The following is a 23,792-nucleotide window of genomic DNA, read 5'->3' as shown; positions in this document are numbered from 1 at the left end:
GCCGGCAACCTGCCGTATCCTGCCCCCAACAGAGAAAAAATGTAAGCGAAATGGGATTCCGGTCAGTCTATGGTTGCTTCTGCACGATTTACAGAGGGAGCCGCTTGCGACAAAGCAGGATGAGATTAGATCGAGGAGCGAATATTGATGTAAAAAGGAACTTCGACCTGCTTCTGCCCGTTGCCTTTTATAATTTGCGCAGCATACTTGCCCATGAGTTCGAAATCGGTAGAAATGGTCGTTATCCCATTAAGAATAAACTTTTTTAAGGGCGTCTCATTATAGGAAATGATGCCCACGTCCTGTCCAACAACAAATTCTTTGGCAATACACTTCTCGAGGAGAAGTACCAGATCATCTTCCGCAAGGTTGATGTAACATTCTCCTTTTCTTATCGATTCTTTCGATAAATCGCCCACCAAAATGTGGTCAAAAGCGTATTGTTGGCAAAACTTATAGAACCCCTTGATAATAGCCTTTGGGTAATCGCTGTTATCGGGGAAAATGAGCTTTAATGTCCTATAGCGGGCAAGCGGCTCAAGTGCTTTTTCTAATGCCTCGTAGATGTCCTTTTCATAATTTTCATAGACAGCGTCGAAGGTGCCTTTTACTCCTTCTATCATTCTGCCCAGAAGCATTAATTTATCCGCGGGTATCAATGCCAACACTTCAGGAGCCTGATCCCGTCCCTCTTTAAAATGGGGGAAGACGACGTACCGGTCGTATTGTTTGGTGAGGTTGAGCAATAGACTCCGTAGGTGCGATATATCGCTGTTGTACACAAACAGGTCGAGAGAAGCTTCGTCTCCTAATTCACGGGCGAATGCATCGTATACGATCTTCTTATGTGCGCTGAGCTTATTTAAAAACAGGGCAATCTTTTGTTTATTGACAACATCAGATTTAGCCACGAAGTATCCTTTTCCGGGCGTCGAGGAAATAATATCCAAATTTTTAAGGTGCTTGTACCCTTTTTCGACCGTGTCACGCGATATATCCAAATAAACGCTCAGCTCATTAATAGAAGGCAGGATATCTCCTAGCTTTAGCCGATTATCCCGAACACCTTCAATAACGGCATCAGCCAGCTGTAAATATTTCGGCGTTGATGAAAAATCACTTATTTGGATGCTTTTGATAAAATCAGAATTGTTCATGTTTCCCCCACATAGATAGCGCTAAGGAAACGCTTTTTTTTAAAAAATACAATGTTTTGAAGCCAGTAAATTCTATTCGATATTCATTTATGCTTGGTGAGCCGTGAAAGTCAGGAGTCGTTACAACATAGGAGCTGTGAACCGTTCTAGCGTAGTCGAAGATCAGATTGTTGTCATGCTGAACACTATGCGAAACATGCCCAGCATGACAAATCTCTTCAGAGAGCCGATTATTTTAAGTATTCCAAACCATCAATACCCGTCATTCTGCTCGTATAGCCCCGGGGCGGTATTCAATTCCGATTGTGGCACGGGATAAAGGACATATTCTATGCGAAAATCCTCCATCTGCCCCCCTTCGTCTTCCCTACTGATCCAAGACTTCATTGTTGACTCGACCAAACCTGAACGGATAAGGTCGAACCATCGCGAGCCTTCACCAATAAGCTCCCTACGTCGCTCCTCCAACAACTGTAACAACGTGACCCCCGTCAGTGGTTCCGTTAATCCCGCCCGTGCACGAATCTTATTTACCACGGCATCGACATCTGTTGCCGTGTTCCCGGCCGCTCCCTTCAGCACACATTCCGCTTTGAGCATCAGCAAATCAGTATACCGGAAAACGATAAAATTAATTGGCCAGTCCATCCTACTGGTCGTAGGCACCTTAGTCAAGTCCACAAACTTTTTAATAAAAGCGCGGTTTTCCACGACGTTGCCGTACGTATATCCACGCTGGATGCTGAATGACTTACGGACATCGATGTCTGCGTACTTCTCAAGCAGGTCACTGGAAACCGGCCGTATCGTCAGCCCTCCTTGTGTGGCAAATCCCAATGATTGGAACCACGTATCAGGAACGAGTACCCATGGAAACGTCGCTCCCACCACCGGATTGGATCCACTGGAGTATTCTATATTAAAAATAACTTCTTTATTGCGTTCGTTATTGTAATCGAAGATTGAACTATAGGTGGGCAAAAACTCAAATGCATTGCTTGCAATGATATCATTAAACTGCTCAACAGCTAAATTCCACTCATTGCTATTCAACCCAGCACCATCCACGTTCAAGTCTGGTCCAGAACGGGTCATATAGACCAGTCCTAGTAACATCTTTGCTGCGTACACATTTGCCCGTCCCCTGTCGGCCGGAGCATATTCGCTGGGAGCTGGCAAATAGTCAATTGCCGTCGTGAGATCCTGAATAATGAAATTATAAACATCGATTACGGAGCTACGGGGAATCGTCTTAGCTTCGCTAGCAGAAACGACGCGATCGATTATTGGCACTTTACCGAAGTAACGTAGTAAATCAAAATAAAAGAACGCTCGTAAAAAGCGGACTTGTCCTTCCAGATGCCGTCGTAGGTTTGGGTCACTAATGACAGACTCTCCTTTACTCGCGAGCTGATCCAAATAATTATTGGCTCGAAAAATACCTGTAAAGTTGCTCTGCCATGCTTCGATCACATAGGGGTTGGCGTCGATGGTTTTATGAAAACTGTTTATTCCTTCCCAATCCCGGACCCCTCCGTCCGAGACGGCATATAGGTTATCGGAGCGCGTCTCTGACAGGTTAAGTAAACGATCTGGGTAAGCCCGCGCTGCGCTATAGACAGCGTTTAGCCCCTGTGTAAAATCGTTTACGGTCTGAAAGTACGTCTCAGACGTTGCACTCGAAATGGGTTGCTGATTCAGGTCCATGTCGCAGGCCGTAAACAGCCCTATGCTAAATATTATATAGATTATCCTTTTCATCTTATTTATTCATTAGTGTCTTATTTTCAAAGACATTACTCATTTGCGTTTGTATTTCTATGGTATTCATGAGCTCATGTTTCCCGGTCATGCCACCTTCGGCTGTAGAAGTCTGCGGATTCCCTCGTTCATAGGTTCTAAAACGTCAGGTTGATACCGAAAGTGATCGTTTTCGGCAGGGCTAATCCACCGTAGTCGCCCGCTTCCGGATAAGTATTGCTGCCGCTGAGGTTGGTATTCGCCGATTCAGGATTCAGCCCGCCATCGTACTTGTCATGGCCCCAGAAATTTTCCAGCGTCATATAAACACGGCCAGTATTGAGACGGGATGTTCCGCCGAGCCGAAGATCTTTAAAGTTGTACCCTAACGTAACATTACGCAAGCGCCAATAGTCGGAAGAATAGAGCCAATCTGTATTTTTTATGCGTCCAAATGTAGAGTAAGCTTTTCCCACGCGGCCGTCGCCTGGATCCTCCGCCGACCGCCAACGATCGCGATAGAAGCCCAGCGCGTTGTCGCTAGACCCTTGTCCGGTCCTTCCTAATGCCCTCCCTAATAAAGAATATAGCTGTCCGCCTTGTTGCCCTTGAAATAGAAAACTAATGTCAAAGTTCTTATATCGAACATCATTGGTGATACCCCAAACGTAATTCGGATTAGGGTGACCGACAATGACTCGGTCGTCACCGTCTATAACGCCATCTCCATTGGCATCAACATAACGCGGGTCTCCCGCCCGCTGGCTGCCGTACAGTGGAGCGCCATTGTCAATATCCTGTTGGCTGAGTATTCCGTCCTGTCGCACCACAAAGATGCTATACATCGGTTCGCCCACGCGGAGGATACTGTGCTCAATATCAAACGAGGACGGAATCAGCAGCTGTTGCTGATCGCCGACCAGTTTTGTCACCCTATTTGTATTATGACTGATATTCAGCGACGTAGACCAGGTAAAGTCTCCCCGCTGTATGTTTCTTGATGTCAATTCAAAATCCCAGCCACGACTCTTGACCTCTCCAGCGTTATCTAAAAAAGAGGAAAAACCGGTAGCATACATCGCCGGAACATTCAACAACAGGTTACTGCTTGTTCTGGTGTACCAGTCAAATGACCCTGATAGCCTGGCACCAAAGAATGCAAAGTCCAGCCCCAGGTCGTATGTTCTCGATTTTTCCCAGGTTATATCCGGGTTAATAATATTACTTGGAGCTTGCCCTGGCGCTGACGCCCCATTCCAAGAATAATTATAAAAGCCCAAGGTTGCTATTCCGCTATAATCGCCGATATTGTTGTTTCCAGACTCTCCGTAGCTTCCCCGAATCTTCAGGTCTTGGATCACATCCGACCCTTGGAGGAAGGACTCTTCGGATAAGCGCCAACCTAGCGATAATGAAGGGAACCATCCCCATTTCGTGTTCGTACCGAAACGGGAAGAGCCATCGCGCCGTAAGCTAGCCGAGAGCAAATATCGATTATCGTAAGCGTACTGAACCCGACCGAAATAAGACAGCATCAGATTTTTTGTAGCGTTCGTCGATGATATAGTGGCGACCGCTGCATTCAGCGTCTTTATTGTGCTGTTGGTGTATCCTCCCTGGGAGTTCATGGATGTGGTTTCCAACCTGTCGTAGTTATAAGCGTGCCCCAACAATGCCTGTACGCTGTGTTTCGCTAATTCTAAGTTATAGTTTAATGTGTTCTCATTCACAAAAGTCTGCTTTCTATACGTGTTATTTGCTCCATAGGTAGCTTGGTTAGGGTTATTGACACGGTTCGCCAACGTACCGGCAACGGTATATGGGATAAAGCTGAAACCTTGACGATCGGCATGATCGAAGTTGACAGTGGTTTTAAAGATCAAGTTATCTAAGATGTTGTATTGTCCATACATGGTTGCCAATACCCGCGCGATTTTATTCTCCCCAACATAATTGGTTAGCTTCGCTATCGGATCATTGGTCGAGGTGCTCCATGGGTATCGTTCGTTCTCAAAAACATTAACCATTCCCGGAGCACGATCCTGAACAGGCGTCATTGAGTAGATCTGATGCATGATATTATCCTTCCCTTCCACTCCGGGGTCGTTCATGATAGAATACGTCGGAGCCAGATTCATACCCAATGAAACTTTTTTACTCGCCTTTACATCAACATTCGCCCGTAATGCATAGTTCTTATAATCGAGTCCTTTCACAATCCCCTTCTGATCCATGTAGTTGCCCGAGATATAATAATTAACAAAGTCGGTACCACCTGATGCCGCCAGTTGGTAATTTTGAACAAGCCCCCTGCGATATGCTTCGTCCTGCCAATTGATAAGGTGTAGCCCGGGCTGGCCATCCTGCAACCAGCGCTCGTCATACATGTAGGACGTATTGTAGGTTCCCGGCGACAGGCCAAGAATCGTCCGGCGCTCCTCCATACTCTGGGAGGCGGATCTTCCCGAACCAGAAGCCTCCCATTGCGCATCGATCATTTCTACTGCCCGATCAATCCATTCGTGTCCATCCAGCATATCCAGTTTTTTGTAAGCTTCCGAGGCCCCTAGATAGGTATTGAAGGAAATTTTCGGTTGGCCAGACTTTCCGCGCTTCGTCGTGATCAATACCACACCATTGGCGGCACGGGAACCATAGATAGCCGCCGCCGAGGCATCTTTCAGCACTTCGATAGATTCAATATCATTCGGATTGATATTATCCAAAGGGTTTCCGGAAGCATAATTACCGGACCCATTTGGCGCTGCTGTTGCTAACGGAAAGCCATCGATAACATACAGCGGCTCGCTGCCAGCAGTTATAGAGCCGGAACCTCGCACCTGTACACTAAGCCCTTTTCCTGGAACTCCGGTCGTTTGCTTCACGCGAACGCCCGACATCTGTCCGACTAACGCTTGGTCTACCCTGGCCATCGGCCGCTCTTCCAATCCCTCGGCATTAAACTTGGAAACAGGCGCTATCAAATTTGAACGGCGCTGGGAACCATATCCTATCACGACCACCTCGTCTAATAGCTCGTCTTTTCCCCGTAGCGTGACCACGAGGGGCTGTAAGCTATTCAGGGTTATCCGTTGGGGTTCATATTCCACAGAGGAAATTAATAAGGTTTCGCCGATGCTCACCGGCAAAGAAAACTCTCCATTCATATCCGAGGAAGCTGACCGTTGCCCGTCGCCTTCCACTTTAATAGAGACACCTGCAACAGGCTTTTGAGATTCATCCTGTACTTTTCCTTTAATAGACTGCTGTCCGAATGCCGACGAGCCGAAAGCAAACAAACAGGCTAATAGGCAATTTAACCAGATTTTTGTTCTCATAGATTTATAAATTAGTTACTCAATTAGATTTATAGGGCTATTGGCAACGAATGTAATTACTGAAAGCAAAACAACTGTCATGCGCTTTCATGCACAGCGGTCTAACGCCACAACCTCGGGATTTTACGCTCTCCGTCGACTATTTTGTGTAACAAAACCATATAAAAACGACCGACTAAGAAAGACGGTCGTTTTCGGTTTACGGCGAGAATATTTTTGGTTTTCCAGCCCCTAGTTATCTCCTCTTTAATACGAAAGCAGCCGGACCGGTCCCTTCAGCCCACTGTCCATGATTGCCCACCCGCTGGCATCAAAGTCTTTGTAGTCGATATTAACAAAGTTGATTTCGTGGTAGTTACGCCAAGGCACTTTTCTGCGGTCCAGATCGCGGATTCGGTTCGCCATTAGATTGGCAACTTCAATCCGTATCTCGTTGTCGCCATCTTTTAACCATCCTCCTATCTCCAGTTGAAAGGGGTTTGCCCAGACAATACCTGCCCGTTGGCCATTCACATATACGCAGGCACTTTCTGCTACAGCTCCCAATTGTAAAAGGTATGCCTTCGTGTCGTCCTTGGCGATCCGCACAGTCGTCTCGTAAATACCGGTTCCGGAGAATATATCAGCAACTGGATCGTTCCAAGCTGTCCAGAAGTCAGGCTTATCAAGTAAGCGGGAGCGCGGTAAACGAGGTCCCCCCGCTGGGAAGCTTACCCGCCAAGGGCCCGCAAGCATTTGGCCCTCCTGAAGGCTGTCTACGTAGCGATAAGGCAGTGCCGACTGCTGCCCACGCGCAACTTTAATGATCCACGCGTAGCCGGCTGGTATTTGGATCCGCACGGAACCGCTGTCGCTCTGTAGTCCGAATGTCTGGCCGGTCTGTGGATCCAGCAGCGTATACGTGTGTCCCGAAGCATTCAACCACACCTTCTCATCGATGATTTCAGCAGTATGGTTGACAAGGTAATAGTAGGTGGCATCGCCGGCCTTCCGCCGGTTGAATTTCAGCCCCGCCCGTACTAAACGCTCCGCAAGAATCTGCTCTGTCTCCAGTGCCGACAAGATATCGGCTGTCAAATACATTTTACCCTTCCCGTAACGGACATATTGGTTATTGTCATCACTTTTCAAGCCGGCCTTTTCAAACAGGTTCCGCAGCAGTTCACGCCGGCCGCTCACGTCTACCATGCCGGGCACATCCTCAGGTATTGCCTCCCAAAACACAGTTGCTCCTTCTTCCACCAACTGCAATAGATGGGACAGCGTCTTTTCCGAAAAGTACCTACAAGCAGGTACATACAAGGCTCTATACGGGGCGGCATGCGCTGAAGTCACTAGCTGGCCGTCCCTTACCCCTGTACCGCTCAGGATGGCGTCTGTCACAAAATCAAAGCTATAACCTGCGCGCTGTAAATAAACACTCTGTTTATAAAACGCCGTCGGATGAAGCCATTTATCGACATGATGTACACTCAGTTGCTTAAATGCCCCATCGGTATCGTGCCATATATCGTAAATCGGCCAATAAACCAGCAGTTCATTATCAGGCCCTGCCGTCTGCAAAATAGACTGCACCCGTGTAACATAATTGTTCAGCCCTGAGAGATGGGGCCAGAATGAATTGTTGGTCGTGAAATTGACAGATGCATAAAACAACCACCCGGGGTACGGTACATCTGCAGGAGAATAGGTAGTTCCATGATAAAATACATGGTTCACGCCCGCCAGGAACAGTTGTTCTACCTCAGGCTTTGCCTGCGATAAAGATGTTTTAAAATGTTCCGTCAGCCAGGTAAACGTTTCGGACGACGTGTATTTCTTCCCACTGGTATGTGTGGCGGATGAAGCGAATTTAAACATCATCGGATCGGGATCCACATTGCGCACATCCGCGCTATCTCTGCGCAGGTTTGGAATACCAAACAAGCTGGATCCAAACGTTTCACACTCTGCAATATCTGTACTCGCGTATAAATCAATGAGATTGCCTGGCGACCCATGAGCCTGATTTCGAGACATGGCCCCATACTTACGTGCGAACCCGGTAAATGGGCGAAGAAAGTTTTGTTGCAGAACCGCGCTTACTACTTCTCTATAGTCTGATTTAATACGGGACTCTTTATCTTTATTACCGCTTTTGCCCGCAAAGTCCAGGAGGTGGTCTTGTAGTCTATATCCTTTCTTACGTTCAAATATTGTTAAGAAGTCGTCCGTCCAATTTGCGCCGTAGACCTCATAGCTGTCGTTAAAGAACGAACGGATCTGGACAGACCTCCCTTGAAACGCATGCTGAAACCGGGAAAGGTAATGCTGTACGGAACGTGCACCGAGGTGATCCAACGTGAATCCCTCTCCGCCGGGAGCTGCTCTTTTAACCTTCTGTCGCGTCCGCCCCGTAAAAAGCGCCACGACACGTACCTCTTCGGGGGCCGTCCACGACGTGCCGCGGGGCGCATCCAGGTAGCTGTCCAGATCAATTTCTTCTCCGTTTGCTTTGAAAGCGCGTAGCGCCTGCAGTTTGCTGTAGCTTTGTTTCGCATCGCTAACCGTTAACGGAAAACCGAGCACCTCCCCCTTCCGCAGTAGAATCTCGTCCAGGAAAAATTTTGTCGCTGCGTATTCCTCGTCCACCTGAGGACCTCCAAATGGCCAGCCGGTCCCTAAGTTCATATCGACCCCCATCCCTAATCCATTGGCCCGCTCGACGGTGAACGAAAGCATATCCATCCACTCAGGCGACAGAAACGAAATATACCGGTGTTCATATCCTTTGGCTCCATAAATCGGCGTTATCTCGACACCGCCGAAACCGGCCGACTCAAACAATGTAAGTTCGCGTTGTATGTTTGCTTTGTCTACTGCCGAGCCTAGCCACCACCATCGCGTCCAAGGCTTCATTTCTTTGGTTACTTCCGGCCAAGGTCCCTGCGCCCACAGGGAGGTCTGGATCAACAGACAACACAAAGTAATCCAATATCTTCTCTTTAAAATATTCTTCATATCTGTCCCCCGGTCAATTAGTCTAAGTGAAATACCTGCGTCAACGGAGTCGAAACAGGTGAATAATCAGGATTTGTTTCCATAATATCAGCCATATATTTCCACCACCGCTGGACGACTTCCGTTTTACCGAGCTCTTGGGAAGAGCTGTCGGTAAGTCGTTGCACCGCAAATAGCGTATCAGATTCCCCATCCAAAAATATCGTATAATCGGAGATACCGCTCTCCTTTAACAGTGCAACAAGCTCAGGCCAAATAGCCTGGTGCCGTCTTTCGTACTCGGCTTTCATACCCGGCTTCAATTTCATTTTAAAAGCAATCTTCTGCATGTTATTGTTTTTTTATTTCCAGACCGTTACTCCTCCTTAGGATGCAGTCTTGAATGGATGTCAATTTCTATGATACTCAATGTTCCCCGTGCATTCGCATCGTCGCGGGCGACGCCGTCATCCAGTTTCTTCCCTCCAATCTCTGCATGCAGGTTTTCTGCGGCGACATAGGAAGAATCTTTCAACTGTACTTTTACGCGACGTCCCCGTGTACGCGGCACAGTTATCGTGTAGTATCCTAACGTCGTCTCCGTCTCGCCGTCAAAAACCAGCTTATCATCGATAAAGATCTGGAGTGGATATGCTCTCGACCTAAAGTTATTCAACTTAACGTCAATCTCATCGATATCCGATACCTTTTCTAACGTATATTCAATCCACGCCGTTGATCGACGTCCGTCGTTCACCCAGTCTGACAGTTCATTATCATCAAACGAGGCGGAAGCCCGGTGTTCGTTGGCACCTGCACGCGCCCCTGCAATGAGGAGACTTCGTCGGGTCCATTGTAAAGGACGCTTATTTATCCCTTCTCCCCGTTGCATATTGGATGGCAAACCAGCGGCTGCATGTTTGATAAAGAGCCCCGATTTGTCGTCCACCGGACTGACCCCGAAGGATAAGCTATCCCCAAGCAGCCCGTTCGCCTGCGCCCTCACCACAACGTGGCCGCCGCGGCCGTATTGCGTGCGCAACAGTACGCGGTTCACCCCGCCCTCTACCGGAAGCGACTCGGCAAGAATATAGTTATTGGGCCCCTGTGCAATTCCTCCACGCCAGTCCATGGGCCCCTCCCAAGCAAAATCGACCATGTTGGTCGCCGTCGGGCACCGGCGGCCCTCTTTATCCTGTACTTCCACCTCGACAAGCACCATATCGTTGCCATCAGCAAAAATCCCATTTTCACCGTGCACAGCCTTCAATTTCAACTGATAAGGTTCGCCGGTCGTCTGCATTTTTTTCTCGTTCAGCAGTTCACCTTCCGCATTGTAGGATCGGGCAACAATTTCGCCTTTTTCGAACAATACCTGAGGAAATGTGAATAGAAATTGATAAGAGCGCTGCCCGAAACCCTGACTTCGTCCGTTCACGAATAGCTCGACCCGCTCACCGCCGCTTATTACGTATACATCTTTTTGCAATCCGTCGTTATAGTTCCAGTGGCCAACAATGTGAAGGCCTTTTGGATCCGCGTCAACCCACCCGTCCCACATGACCTGATGGGCGAAATAGGCATCTTTCGGAATCCGCATTGCATCTACCTCTCCGCTCCTGCGGTAGTTTTCCTTTCCCCGGTAATGCGTGTTGGAGTCAGAAAAGATAATGTTGACACCTCCCGAGCTGACCCGCCGTCCCGTTCCAGGTCTCACTTTCCAATACTCCCACCACCGTCTGACAGCCTCTAAAGCATGTTGATCCTGATTCCTATTGTAGTCGCTGGCGTCGTTACCTTTGTAAGGCGGCCCTTCTCCTTCTCTATGAAATGGGTAGGTAAACTCGTCCCAATACTTTCGCAGACCTTCGTCCCGCATATACTCCGTTGCTATCATGGGATGCTTAGCACTCTTGTTAATATATAACATCTCCCCACCATACTCCGCCAGCTTACTATCCAGCATCTCCCGCGACCCGATAGCACGTCCGCCGTGCGGATCGAATCGATCTCTGATAGCTTTCATCTCGGCCATATGCTCTTCCGAGATGGATTCGTTTCCACTTTCATAAAATAAGACGCTTGGACTATTCCGATAATAGATGATCGCATCTCGCATCAGCTCTTTCCGCTGCTCCCATCGGCGCCCTTCGACATCTTTCTCGGCATCTCCCGCGGGAAGCATCTGCAGCAATCCCACCCGGTCACAGGACTCTACATCCTGGCGCCAAGGCGTGACGTGCATCCACCGCACGAGATTGGCATTGCTCTCCACCATCATGCGGTTACTGAAGTCGCTCAACCAAGGCGGTACAGACAGCCCTACAGCAGGCCACTCGTTGCTGGTGCGCTGTGCATACCCTTTCATCATCAATACCTGATCATTCAGGAAAACCATTCCCTGCTTAAATGCTGTCTTCCGAAAGCCGGTTTTGGTGTGGACAACGTCTACATCGGCCCCGCTTACCCGTAATGTCGATGTAACCGTATACAAGTAGCCGTAGCCCCAGTTCCAGAAGTTTACCCCAGTAAGCGGCGATTGAGCGGACAGTATTTTACGTCCGCCGGCCTCAATCGAAAAAGGTACAGCAAACGACCTGACCTGCCGGCCGGACATATCCCTTACGTCGACAAGGAACGTTCCGTCCTTTGCTTCGTCTGTTTCATTTCTTATTTCTGACTCGACATGCAGCTCCAGGCGCTTCCCCGCGACATCTATCTTTTTCGCATAAACATAGGTTCCCGTAGTCCCTAAGTTCGAATATAACGGAAGCGTCTGATAAAGCTTTCCTGTAAAGTGTATCCATACGTTCTTTGGGATACCGCCGTAATTCGCATTAAAATTTTTATCATTCCACTGGAAAGTGCTGTTGCTCACTTTCTCCCGGTATGTCCAACTGTTGTCTGTGCGGACAGCTATAGTGTTTTCCCCAGAGCGGAGCACGACATCAGAAATATCAAGTCCCACGGCCATAACCCCATTTTCGTGCCTGCCGACCAACTTTCCATTGACATAAAATTCTGCGCCCATCCGTACCCCTTCAAATTCAAGGAATACCTTATCGGACGGCACATCCTTCGGTACCGAAAACTTCTTACGGTACCATACGATGGCTGTGCTATGTTCGTGAATGGGTTTTGCAAACGCTTCGTCTTCGTTCCACGCCCGCGGCAACGTTGTGTTTCTCCAGGCCGTATCATCGAAGTTAGCCTGTTCCGCTCCCGGCAGATCTCCAATATGATAGCGCCACTCCGCGTTGAAACTAAAAGTCTGCCGCGGTTGCGCCGTTCCTAGACAACACCACAACGAAAACAATACGATGGATAGAACTTTCTTTTTCATGCGTTAATAATTTACTACAATCACTGTCCCAGGTGTCGTTACGTTCAACATTAAATGCTGTGGAAGAGCCTACTTCAGCAGCTTATAGTATTCGCTTCCGGCCAGCAGGAAACATCCCAAACCGTAATCCTCAAAATCAGGCACACTGGCAAAACGCACCGGCTGCCCATCTTTAGGTTCTTTACCTGTCCCCTGCATGTAGCCCAAAAAGCCCGATGGATGTACTGCTTCGTTGACCATTGCCGACCAAGCCTTGTCTACAGCCGGCCTATAGATTGTGGCGTCCAATATACCCTTATTGATACCCCAGGCCATGCCATAGGCAAACAATGCCGTTCCAGAGGTCTCGCGCCCACCGAAATGTCCGGGGTCATGCAGGCTCACATTCCAGAAACCGTCAGAGCGCTGTACGGCAAGGACGCCTTCCATCAGATTTTTGTAGTCCTCTAAGTATTCCGTCCGGTGTTTCTCGGTTTCCGGCAGAATGTCAAGAACACGTACCAGCGCGGCTACTACCCATCCATTTCCGCGCGACCAATAGCAATCCTCCCCGTTTGGCTCTTTATATGGAGGCACGAAGTCTTTATCGCGCCACCAAAGTTTATCCTCCGGATTATAAAGGCCTCCGCCTTCAACTGCTTTAGTATGTGTATACATTTTATACATATAATCGAAATACCTTTCGTCGTTCAACATCACACCTAATTTTGCGAACACCGGCATAGCCATCTGGATGGCGTCAATCCATGTCCAGTCGTCTACTTTACCTGAACGGATGATATAATCTATATTCTGCTTAATAGCCGCCATGCGCTCCGGCTGGGGATCCATCTCGTAAAGATCAAGGTAAATCTGACCGCATGCCTGGTCGTCTGCATTTCGCGTTTCCACTCCATTACGCATACTCCATTTATGTTGCGTGCCCCAATCGACTGCGTAATCGTAATACCGCTTGTCGGGATCAATCTGGTATAAAGCCATCAATCCTTCGTAATATACGGCACGCGTCCATATATTGCTTGGCCGCCACCTGTTCGTGTAAATCGGCTTCCCTGTGTCCGGCCACTTCTGCATAAAATAAGCATTGGTACTACGTAGTACGGTTAGCACCTGTTCAGGCGTCGTTTTCGTTGCTTTATAAGACGCTCGCTGCGATACACAGGCTCCCAGCGCCAGTGTCAACACTAAAAAGAAGATTTTATTTTTAATTCTAATCATATTCGCTATCACTTTTGGTAACCTGTTGTCCACCTACGCCGATGTCTTCGCATCGCCTTATCGCGCAAGCACTTCTATACGATAAACGGCACCGTGTCGGTCCATCATCGCCCTGACACTCAACCTGCTTTTTGACACATTCACGGATCATCTATCGACGCTATCCGGTTTATAAGGTTCATCTGCGATAATAGCATATATGGGGTAGGCCGGCAACCTGTAGTATCCTGTGATGCGGCAATATCGCCGCCCAGAGAGTACCCAAGGCCTGTTCTTCGCTATAACGTTACTGTTACAATTTCGATCGCTTCTTATCAAGCACTTCATAGGGAATGACACCGACACGCGCTGCCCACGACGCATAAATAGCAGACAGCTCTTCGACGATCTCCGGATACGTCGCACTGATGTCGTGTGACTCCGCCCGGTCGGTCAAGAGGTCGAATAAACACCATCGGTTAACGGGATATTCGGAGACTAGCTTCCACCGCCCCTTGCGGACGGCCCTATTCCCCTCGTGTTCAAAACAGATTGCACGTTCCTCAACGGCGTGATGGTCCTGCCAAATGTACTGTAGCGGTATACCTTCCATAGGTTGGATAGGCTGCCCGCCGTAATCTTTCGGATAGATGGCGCCTGCCCATTGCACTAAGGAAGGCATAAGGTCAATGAGATGGGCAGGGGTGTGAACCTGCCGCCTGCTGGGTATAAAACTGGGCCCATAGGCAATAAAAGGCGTGGCATTACCGCCCTCAAACGCCCAGTGCTTATACTTCCGGAACGGCGTATTACTGACGGCTGCTCCTTCCTTACCGTAGGATGTGAACGACCGTGGGTTGCCCGCCGGCAGATCATTGGCCGCTAAAATTTCGTCGGTAAAGCCGGTACCGGTGATCGTTTCGTGGCTCGCGCCGTTGTCAGACAGGAAAAGAAAAATCGTATTTTCCCATGCCCCCTCCTGTTGGAGGCATTTCACTAAGCGTCCGACATTCTGGTCTATTGCATCCACCATCGCAGCATACACGGCCATACGCTCGTCCCATTGTGTTTTTTGATCATCGGTACAGGATGCCCAGTCGACAATCGTGGCGTCGTGAGGAGGAAGCTTGGTCGACGACGGAAAAAGCCCGAGCAACTTTTGCCGTTCGAACCGGCGTTCTCTAATTTTACCCCAGCCGTCCATATAAGCGCCCTTGTATTTGGCAATATCCTGCGGTTTGGCATGCAGGGGCCAATGCGGTGCCTGGAAGGCCAGGTAAACAAAAAAAGGATCCTGCCTACGGGTATTTAGATGTTGTCTGATAAAAGTTATCGCATGGTCGGTATAGGCATCGGTACTGTAATAGTCTGCCGGAGTAGAAACCGCATCATTATCCAGCGCGATAGTAAGCTGTTGGGACGGGCGATATGGCCGGTTTTCGAAGTAGCTGTTGGCTCCGTCGATCAACCCATAGTAACGGTCAAACCCACGTTGGAGGGGCCAATTGTCGCGCTCTTGCCCCACATGCCATTTCCCGGCCATATATGTTCCGTACCCGGCCTGCCGAAGAACCTCCGCCAACGTCACCGAACTGCGATTCAGATATCCTTGATAGGCCGGATACGGCCGCTTATTCATCATGTCGCCAATACCCGCCTGATGCGGGTAGACACCGGTCAGCAACGACGCTCTGGATGGACAACAGCGGGATGCATTATAAAAGTTTGTCATCATAACGCCTTCCCGGGCCATGCTGTCTAAATTGGGCGTCTGGATCTCAGAACCAAAACATCCTAAATCAGCATACCCCATATCGTCCGCTAAAACGACAATGATATTCGGCCGCCGGTTCGTCTGCGCGCAAACAGTCCACACCGTAATCTGCAGCAGGAAAACACAGATAAACTTCATAGAACACATATTAAACTTCATCGAATGCCCGTTGTACAAAACCGCCTGAGACCCGATTCCGGGTTGCCTGCCAAAAAGCGGGCAACTAAAGAGGCATTCAACCCGGCCCCTTCACGGGTGGTGTGCGTATTGTCTTTTGCCTCAAAAAAACGGTCGTTCACAAAATTCTTTCCCCGTTCCTCGTAGGCGGCAATGATCATATCCTGCAGTGGAATAAAAAAGGCGCCGGACTGTTTGGCTGCTTCTTCCGCCCACGTACTATAATCCGACCTCCGCACCTTATTTCCTTCCCATGCATTACGGGGTATCGGCGAACAGATAATGGCATAGGCTCCTTTGTCCTGTATGTTTTTTACGAAGCGCCTAAGGTAGAAACCGTAACTATATACAATTTCCCGTTGCTTCAGCAGGGGGTTGTCCACCTCATTAAACTCATCGCCATTTCCCCGGATGCTTCCCCTTGCCCGTAATGTATCGACAATAGGACTCGCATCGTTGTGCCCGAACTGCATAATCACAAAATCTCCAGCGCGAATGCTGTCCAAAACAGGCTGCCAAAGCTTAGGGTCATTATAAAACGTGCGTGAGCTCGTTCCTCCTAGAGCTTTGTTTCTGACGTTGATTTTAGCCGTATCCATATGCAGGTGAAGGAAACTCCCCCACCCCCACTGGCCATTGGATCCGTCGCCACGACCGTTCTTTACCGTGGAATCTCCTATAATGTACAAAGTGGGTTTATCGTTCTTGGCGATAAACGCCGTAACGAGCGTAGCTAGACAAATCAGCAGCCCCACATAGAATAAACGCATCATCATTTTACTTCGTTTTTGTTCCTTTTGACATATTTCGACATAACGCTGTCAGCATCTTCCAGTATCACAACCTTGTTGGGAGTCATGGACGTTTCCTGTATTTCGCCAACGGATGTTGGATAGCCTGTAGACCTTCGACAACGGAAGCTGCATTCACCCACGCCCCCGCTTTGTTTGTATGTGTATGATCGCCCGGGAAGTATTTCTCCTTAACCGCATCCGGCCCCAATTGTTCATATTTTGCGGCAGTGATCTCGTTCAAGTCTACGAACGGAACACCTTCCTCGTCGGCGATCTGCCTTGCCCATAGCCCAAAGTCCCTATCCGCTCTTTTAACCCGTCCCTCCTGGTTCCATTGGTTTCGCGGAATCATAGACAAGATGATAGGCATCGCCCCTTTACGTCGGGCCTGACGTACAAAACGCCTTAAGTTCTCCCCATATGTATAGACCGTTTCGGTCCTCCCGTTGCCCCAGTCCAGCACAACGGAATCCTTCCCAATTCCGCGTAGCACCCCTCTATATCCTTGTTTCGTGGTATCGGGCCGGCTTCCCTCATTATGTCCAAACTGGATCAATAGGTAATCACCCGGTTTAAGCAGCGAGTCAACCTTATCCCATCGTCCTTCTTTTTGAAATGTCCGTGTACTACGTCCAGCCATTGCGTGGTTGGCAATAGTAATCTGAGCTGTATCTAAAAATTCCGGGAGAAGCGATCCCCATCCCCAGTACTCCTGATCAGTATTGCGCACGGTAGAGTCGCCAATAATATAGATAGTAGGTTTTCGCTGCTGGCCAAACGACCATAGTAAAACGCCCAGTAACAATATGACCTGTATTTTTAACATGTGTATACGTTCTTTCTATTACGGTGTCTTCCAGCTGTTTCCCTTCGAACGAGCCCCCGGTGACGCCGTCGCTGTGGGGCCGTTGCTATACCGAACAAGCTGGACGTGTGGTTTTTGAGGCCTGTCCATTCCCGTTCCCAGGTAATAGCTTGTGTGCGGAGGTTGGTTATATCCTACATTTTGCCAGGCTATGCTTAACCGATATTGAGGATCATGCATCAACGTATACAGCCGATGGCGCGTCGGAACTGTCGATGTGTAGATACGCAGCGACTGGTTATCCTCGGACCGCAAAATGAGCTCTTCCCTCCAGTCGCCGAGGATATCGGCGCTTAGGTTAGGCGTACTCTTCGTTCCGTTGATGGACAGCGCTCCGGATGCACGGAATATGATGCCTTCCTCATATTTCTCGATATAATTGCTGTTCAGCAATTCGCGACTCAGATCGCCGTCCCACCAGATTAAAAAATTAGCCGATTTCGGCGCTGCGCCGACTTCATCGCCTTTCATATTGTACAGCGTGGGCGATCCCAGCCACCACATATAGGCGCCACGGCGCGCCGGATCAATGTTAGCGGCTACCCCTCTTGGGACATCCTGATCTATCGCCCCCTTAAAAATAATCTCGCCTGTTTTTGCATCGCGCAACGCTACGCCTACGCCCTTACGCCCTCCTTTTAGTTCGTGAATACCGAACACCTCCAAGCCCGGCCGGTCAGGGTCGAGATCTCCAACATGTAGCGCATCACCGTGTCCCAGTCCTGTACTGTATAGCCCTTTACCGTTGTCATCAACAACCATCGCTCCGAAAACAATCTCATCTTTACCGTCACCATCTACGTCCGCAACCGACAAGCTGTGATAGCCTTGGCCCGAATAGGGGTGCCTGGCTGTCTGTGTATCAAACACCCATCTTTGCTTCAACATCTTATCTTTAAAATCCCATGCTACGAGCGCCGTCCGCTCATAGTATCCTCTCGTCATCACCAGGCTGGGATGCTCGCCGTCAAGGTAAGCTACACAGGCCAAAAACCGGTCAGACCGGTTCGCCTTTGTGTCGCCCCATCGCTGCAAATCTCCCCGTTCCGGGAGGTAATCTACCGTACACAGGGCCGCGCCGGTCAAGCCATCGAATACCGTCAGAAACTCGGGCCCCTTGAGTATTCTGCCATAGGTTGGCGAGGTACGCACCGTATCGCGCCAATCCGCCTTTGCGTCGCCGATAACCGTTCCTTGTCCGTCCAGGGTTCCATCTGCGGTTTTGCACACAAATTCAGCCCGTCCATCGCCGTCAAAATCGTAAACCAAAAACTGCGTGTAATGGGCTCCCTCTCGGATATTTTTCCCCAGATTGATCTCCCACATAAGGGTGCCGTCCAGCTTATATGCCTGAAAAACAGGATCGTCCGTGAGCCCGTTATGTGCGTTATCGTGGGCCTTGCCGGTTTGGTGGATGATCAGCTCGTAGGACCCATCGCCGTCCAGATCGCCTACCGAGACGTCGCCGGGCGTATATCCTTTCGGTGTCCGCAGTGGAATTTCAAGATAGGGCTGCACAGCGTCCTTTCCATGAAGGGTCAGCTGGCCCTCCAATCGCTCGTGCTCCCCAGATGTGCTCACAAGCGTATACGCGACATCTCTGCTGGCATCTACCGTGCTGTCGACATAATTGGTACCTGCTGTTATAGCCTTTTCCGTAATGCGTACTTTTTTCTTCCCGGTATACTGACGATAAAGATGGAATGCTTTATCATAATCGTCTGTGGCCACCAGCCGCCAGCTCAGAAAAACGCTATTCCCGGTTGTCTTGATCGCCACCAATCCTCTATCCAGATACTCCATATGGGGTTGCGCCCACGCAACGCCTACCATTAGGACGAAGGCAGAAATCGACCATATCTGAACAAGAATCACCCTTGTCTGCGTGCCTAGACTGTTCATTCTCCGCTTATTTTTGGACCACGTTCTTACCATTGACGACAACATTCCGCAGCGTGAAATTCTGAATATATTCCTGGTGTATATACGGACGTTTAGCTGCGTTGACAGTCATGTTTTCAAACGTAAAATCGGACAATTTATACTGCTCCGAATTATGCACGTCGAATAGGATGTCGACATCAAGTGTTACGTTGCGTAGTACGATATGGCGTGCATAAGACAGCTTGATATCCTTCTCTCCCTTCAGATCGAAAAACTGTGTCCACGGTTTGATAAAGAGTAAGCTTCCCGCGTTGCCTTTCACATTTTCAATCAAGATATGTTCGTACTCCTGCGGCGTATCGGGACGCATCTTAAGCTGCAGCAGCTTCTTCGCCCTGTCCAGCGTATTGTTACGGAAAATAACGTTATAGCTATGAATGGACTCGCTTCCGCATGTCAGCGCGCTGTGACAAAAACCGAAGGTCGAATTCTCAATGATAATATTGTAGTTCGCTCCATTGTCGGGATCTTTATCAGCGTTCGGCCCCTTTCCGCCCTTTAACGCTATGGCGTCGTCGTTCACCGATAAATAACAATCTTTAATCAGTACCTGATGACAAGCGTCTAGATCAATAGCATCCGAACTGGGGGCTTTTACCGGCTTCTCGGGAGCTGTGATGTGGAGGCCGATTAACTTGACCCTTTCACAGCGATAGTAATGCGATGTCCAGAATGGTGAATTCTTCATACGGATGCCAGACACCTGCACATCCTTGCTGTTGGACACGTACAATATCCTGGGACGCATCTCATCCATATTGGTACAGTTAGGGTTGAATCCGCGGCGCAACCAGAAAGATTTCCAATAGCGTAAGCCATTACCGTCGAGCGTTCCACTCCCGGACACCGTAAAGCCATCCACCTTATCCGCATTGACTAAGGCGGCAAAATACTTTACGGTCTGTCCTTCCATTCGCGTGGTGAGCAACGTAAAGTTGCTGATATCGTCGCTCCCCTTCAACACCGCTCCGTCCTCTAGATGCAGATGTGTCTTCGGCTTGAAAAACAAAGAGCCGCTGAGGTAGGTACCCTTCGGTATGATGACAACGCCTCCGCCCTCCCGGTGAGCGCGATCAATAACGGCCTGTATTTTTTCTGTCTGTATAAGCGTGCTATCTTGGACGATTCCAAAATCGGTGATACGGTATGCCTTGCCCAAAGAAGCGATGTCGGTAGGTTCTACGTTATCAAACCACGCTGGAATAGGGGTTCCGTCCGGAAAGCGGTTTTGCGCTAAAACCGTCGTTCCTAAAAAAAACGTTAGAAAAGCGAGAAGGAGTGGTAAGGGTTTATTCTTCATCATGTCGTTATGTAGTTCGTTTATAAAGAAAAAACATCGTGTCTTTTCCGGTCAGCATGTCTGGTGTCGGCAATCGACAACCTTCAACAATCCTAAACTATCAACTAATACACTGAGGGGCAACCTGTAGTGTCCTGTTTGGCGCCTCCGACAAGCTGGTTTCGTCACTACTATCGGGCGGGCGGCCGCGTATTTGTTCACTTCTTTTGCTTTGTAAAATATTTGTGATGTGTGCTTGTCGGACCGCCGGCCCGGCAATGCGCAAGATCCACTACTATGACCCGATCATCTTAATCCGTGAGGATATTCTCTTTAGGCATAACAAACTGCATGTTCTCCTCCTCACCTTTCGGCAGTCCAAAGTAAAAGTGAAGCGTACGTGTTATAGGCCCTGTAAGGCTGTTTAGCTCGCCCGCCGGACCATTGACTTCAGCCCTGTTGTTGATGCCCATTGCCAGTTTCGTGCCGACGGCAGGAATAGCATCCAGGAAAGAGATATCTCCTTCCGGCAGCGCGGGGTATCCCTTGGGCCCCGAAATGCCATAGAAATCAAATAGGCGGACATACATATTATCCTCTTCTGTCACAACTAAAAATTTTCCCTGTGTGGTATTGAATTGCATCCAGCTAACGTCAGAAAAATATCCTTTAAACTCGGGAAAGATCCACGGCCCAATACCAGCTTTGGCGTCATTATACATATTCTCCCACGTGTTCAAGGTCACACCTTGCTGCCGGTTCTTCCAGACGCGGTACGGTCCGTTTCCTAACCACTTGGCGCTGATAATATAGTTTTCGGGATAGCTAAAAGTCACACCGGCGTAGGGAACGGGCTTATTGACCTGATACGTATAATCGAGCTTTAGCCAACCGCTTGGATACATAGTCCAACGGATGTTCTTCAGATCGCCATCATATGCGAATTCCAGTCCCTGGCTGTCACCGTCCATAAACGTTCTAGCCGCGGTCAACGTATACTGTCCACCGACTAACACGGGTCCATCCGTAAACGATAGTTTCATACTATAGTCGTTCGCCAGGTCTACCAGCTGACCGGTTTGCTTGGCCATTACGACGGTAATTCCATTTGCCTTTAACGTGTAGTTGGCGGAATCTTCGGAAAGGCTTACAGCAGACTTTGTTTTAAGCGGCAAAATTTCCTTAGCAATAGCAGCATTATTCTTGATCCGCCAGGACCAGGTATATATTTCCTCACCGTACGGATCCACGGCGGTGAGCCATATAGCATCAGCTGTTTTCCAGCCGGCGGAAAGCGGAAGCTTTAATCTGCCTTGCTGTCCAGGCGCAATAGCGGGAGACGGCACATCCTTAACCAGTAAAGTGTCCAAACCTGCCTGCTCATCATAAGGCTTCCGGAAACTAACAAGTTTATATTGGAAGCGGCACTGCCGCAGGTCGGTGTGATGAAAACGATTTTCCACCGCTATTTCTCCGGAAAAATTTTGAGGAAGTGTTTTCACTTTAATATGTACGGGAGAAAAAATTTCGCGGATAGCATAGAAACTCCCTTCTTTCTCGCGATGCGGCCCGAGGATGCCGTCGGGAGCGTTCACTTTGTTGACATCAATGGCGCCATGGAAATCGGTGCGGACAAGCCCTTCATCTGCCAGGTTCCAGATAAATCCGCCGGCGCCCAGCTTCGCGCGCCAGTGCAGCTCCCAAATGTCGGCCAGCCCCGCTGCCGCGCCGCCATCGTCCTGCGCATGCAAGAATTCTGTCGGCATATAGATGTTCGGTCCTTCTAAAATCTTTTGGGTAGAGTAATAGTCCTCATAGTGATTACAATCGATGCCGTTTATCTCGTTCCCCGGCCGGTGGTGGGCGTGTATCACCGTCCGGCGCGACAGATCGTACCGATGATACTCTTCAATAAGGTCTTTGTTATGTCCTCCTTCGTTTCCATTGCTCCACAAGATAATAGAGGGGTGATTAACATCTCTTATCACCATCTCTTTTACCAGCCGTTTTCCTACGGGTGTCCCATACGCTTTCTGCCAGCCCGCCAACTCGTCCAGCACATATAGTCCTAAGGAGTCGCAAAATTCCAAAAACGATTTGTCGGGCGGATAGTGGGAACAGCGCACCGCATTCATGTTCATCTGCTTGATAAGCTTAACATCTTCAAGATCGATTCTTCTATTCACGGATCGCCCTGTTTCCGGCCACCAAACATGACGATTTACTCCTTTCATCTTCACTTTCACGCCGTTCACATAAATACCATCGCCATGCCTAACCTCCACCGTTCTGAAGCCAAAACGTTCCTGTGTACGGTATATCTCTTTTCCCTCCGGCCCGAGCGTGAAGGTGGCGCGGTATAGGTTAGGCGTTTCCGCCGTCCAACGCTTTGGATCTTTTATACGGACGTGCAGCATAGCTGTGGAGTCGTCGTGGTTTACATCAACCCACGACGCTCCCACCACCGTGCCGTCGTTGTCCTTAATTTCTACACGTAAAGGTGTCTTTGCCGTTATTCCTTCCATATGCACCTTTGCGCGGAATGTACCGTCGGCTTTTGCATCTATGGCCGTCCATGTAATGTGTGTGGTCGGTGTAGCTTCGAGATAAACGGGTCTGTAAATTCCCCCAAAGATCCAGTAGTCGGCTAATCGCTCCGCGTTATTTACAGACATGTCGTCGGACATCTTGGCAACCGTTACCTCGAGCTGATTGACCTCGCCAAATATCAGTTTATCCGTGATATCATATTTAAACCGATAGAAAGAACCCTGATGTTTATCTCCGGCCTGTTTCCCGTTGATTTTTACCTCCGTATCGGTCATCGATCCTTCGAATACGATGGAGATCTTCCTTCCTTTCCAATGGGCCGGCACAGAGAATTGGTGTCGGTATATTCCTTTTTCTTCGTTAAACCGAAAGTTCTTGCCATAGGTAACATAGTCGCGGCCGTAATTGTACGCGCCAAATCCCTGTTGTTCCCAATGGCTTGGAACAGCGATTTTCTCCCATTTACCGGCCCGCCTACCGGCCGTCGCCCAAAACGCCCAGTCGACGGTATTTTCGTTGTCAACCCCAGAAAGATATTGTATCTCCTTCCGCGACTGCGCCTCGCTTCCCACGCTCCAAAAAACAATAAAAAAACAGAAAAGGATATACTTTACCGGAATCATTTGTTCAGACCTTTTGATTTATAATGAGGACT

Annotated in this window: 13 protein-coding genes; all 13 read right to left on the bottom strand. The window is 49.1% G+C overall.

What is annotated here, in order from left to right; all coding sequences use genetic code 11:
• Positions 1 to 125: 125 nt before the first annotated feature.
• On the bottom strand, positions 126 to 1,157 hold the full coding sequence (locus tag BC792_RS00325) for a GntR family transcriptional regulator (protein ID WP_148906995.1): 1,032 nt from the start codon (positions 1,155 to 1,157) through the stop codon (positions 126 to 128).
• Positions 1,158 to 1,409: 252 nt separating this feature from the next.
• Positions 1,410 to 2,918, bottom strand: coding sequence for a RagB/SusD family nutrient uptake outer membrane protein (locus BC792_RS00320; RefSeq protein WP_148906994.1), 1,509 nt, complete (start codon positions 2,916 to 2,918; stop codon positions 1,410 to 1,412).
• 137 nt (positions 2,919 to 3,055) lie between these two features.
• The gene (locus BC792_RS00315) at positions 3,056 to 6,235 is read right to left on the bottom strand and encodes a SusC/RagA family TonB-linked outer membrane protein (protein WP_148906993.1); all 3,180 of its coding nucleotides are present in this window, start codon (positions 6,233 to 6,235) and stop codon (positions 3,056 to 3,058) included.
• Positions 6,236 to 6,481: 246 nt separating this feature from the next.
• Positions 6,482 to 9,235, bottom strand: a complete 2,754-nt coding sequence (locus BC792_RS00310; RefSeq protein WP_148906992.1) for a glycosyl hydrolase — start codon at positions 9,233 to 9,235, stop codon at positions 6,482 to 6,484.
• 17 nt (positions 9,236 to 9,252) lie between these two features.
• On the bottom strand, positions 9,253 to 9,564 hold the full coding sequence (rhaM, locus tag BC792_RS00305; RefSeq protein ID WP_148906991.1) for an L-rhamnose mutarotase: 312 nt from the start codon (positions 9,562 to 9,564) through the stop codon (positions 9,253 to 9,255).
• 26 nt (positions 9,565 to 9,590) lie between these two features.
• The gene (locus BC792_RS00300; protein ID WP_148906990.1) at positions 9,591 to 12,557 is read right to left on the bottom strand and encodes a DUF4982 domain-containing protein; all 2,967 of its coding nucleotides are present in this window, start codon (positions 12,555 to 12,557) and stop codon (positions 9,591 to 9,593) included.
• 69 nt (positions 12,558 to 12,626) lie between these two features.
• Positions 12,627 to 13,775, bottom strand: coding sequence for a glycoside hydrolase family 88/105 protein (locus BC792_RS00295; protein ID WP_148906989.1), 1,149 nt, complete (start codon positions 13,773 to 13,775; stop codon positions 12,627 to 12,629).
• Between the two features lie 292 nt (positions 13,776 to 14,067).
• The gene (locus BC792_RS00290) at positions 14,068 to 15,666 is read right to left on the bottom strand and encodes an arylsulfatase (RefSeq protein ID WP_148906988.1); all 1,599 of its coding nucleotides are present in this window, start codon (positions 15,664 to 15,666) and stop codon (positions 14,068 to 14,070) included.
• Positions 15,667 to 15,683: 17 nt separating this feature from the next.
• The gene (locus BC792_RS00285) at positions 15,684 to 16,481 is read right to left on the bottom strand and encodes a rhamnogalacturonan acetylesterase (RefSeq protein ID WP_148906987.1); all 798 of its coding nucleotides are present in this window, start codon (positions 16,479 to 16,481) and stop codon (positions 15,684 to 15,686) included.
• 79 nt (positions 16,482 to 16,560) lie between these two features.
• On the bottom strand, positions 16,561 to 17,325 hold the full coding sequence (locus BC792_RS00280; protein ID WP_148906986.1) for a rhamnogalacturonan acetylesterase: 765 nt from the start codon (positions 17,323 to 17,325) through the stop codon (positions 16,561 to 16,563).
• An 18-nt stretch (positions 17,326 to 17,343) separates the two neighbouring features.
• Positions 17,344 to 19,266 (bottom strand): rhamnogalacturonan lyase, encoded by a 1,923-nt coding sequence (locus BC792_RS00275; RefSeq protein WP_317131700.1) that lies wholly within the window; start codon positions 19,264 to 19,266, stop codon positions 17,344 to 17,346.
• A 7-nt stretch (positions 19,267 to 19,273) separates the two neighbouring features.
• Positions 19,274 to 20,611 (bottom strand): rhamnogalacturonidase, encoded by a 1,338-nt coding sequence (locus tag BC792_RS00270; protein ID WP_246154722.1) that lies wholly within the window; start codon positions 20,609 to 20,611, stop codon positions 19,274 to 19,276.
• Between the two features lie 287 nt (positions 20,612 to 20,898).
• Complete coding sequence (locus tag BC792_RS00265; protein ID WP_148906985.1) at positions 20,899 to 23,760, bottom strand: glycoside hydrolase family 2 TIM barrel-domain containing protein; 2,862 nt, start codon at positions 23,758 to 23,760, stop codon at positions 20,899 to 20,901.
• Positions 23,761 to 23,792 lie beyond the last annotated feature (32 nt).

This window comes from Sphingobacterium allocomposti (assembly GCF_008124885.1).
Taxonomy (GTDB): Bacteria; Bacteroidota; Bacteroidia; order Sphingobacteriales; family Sphingobacteriaceae; genus Sphingobacterium; species Sphingobacterium allocomposti.
The sequence above is the reverse complement of the archived record's forward strand: the minus strand, read 5'-3'. Positions and strand labels throughout refer to the sequence as shown.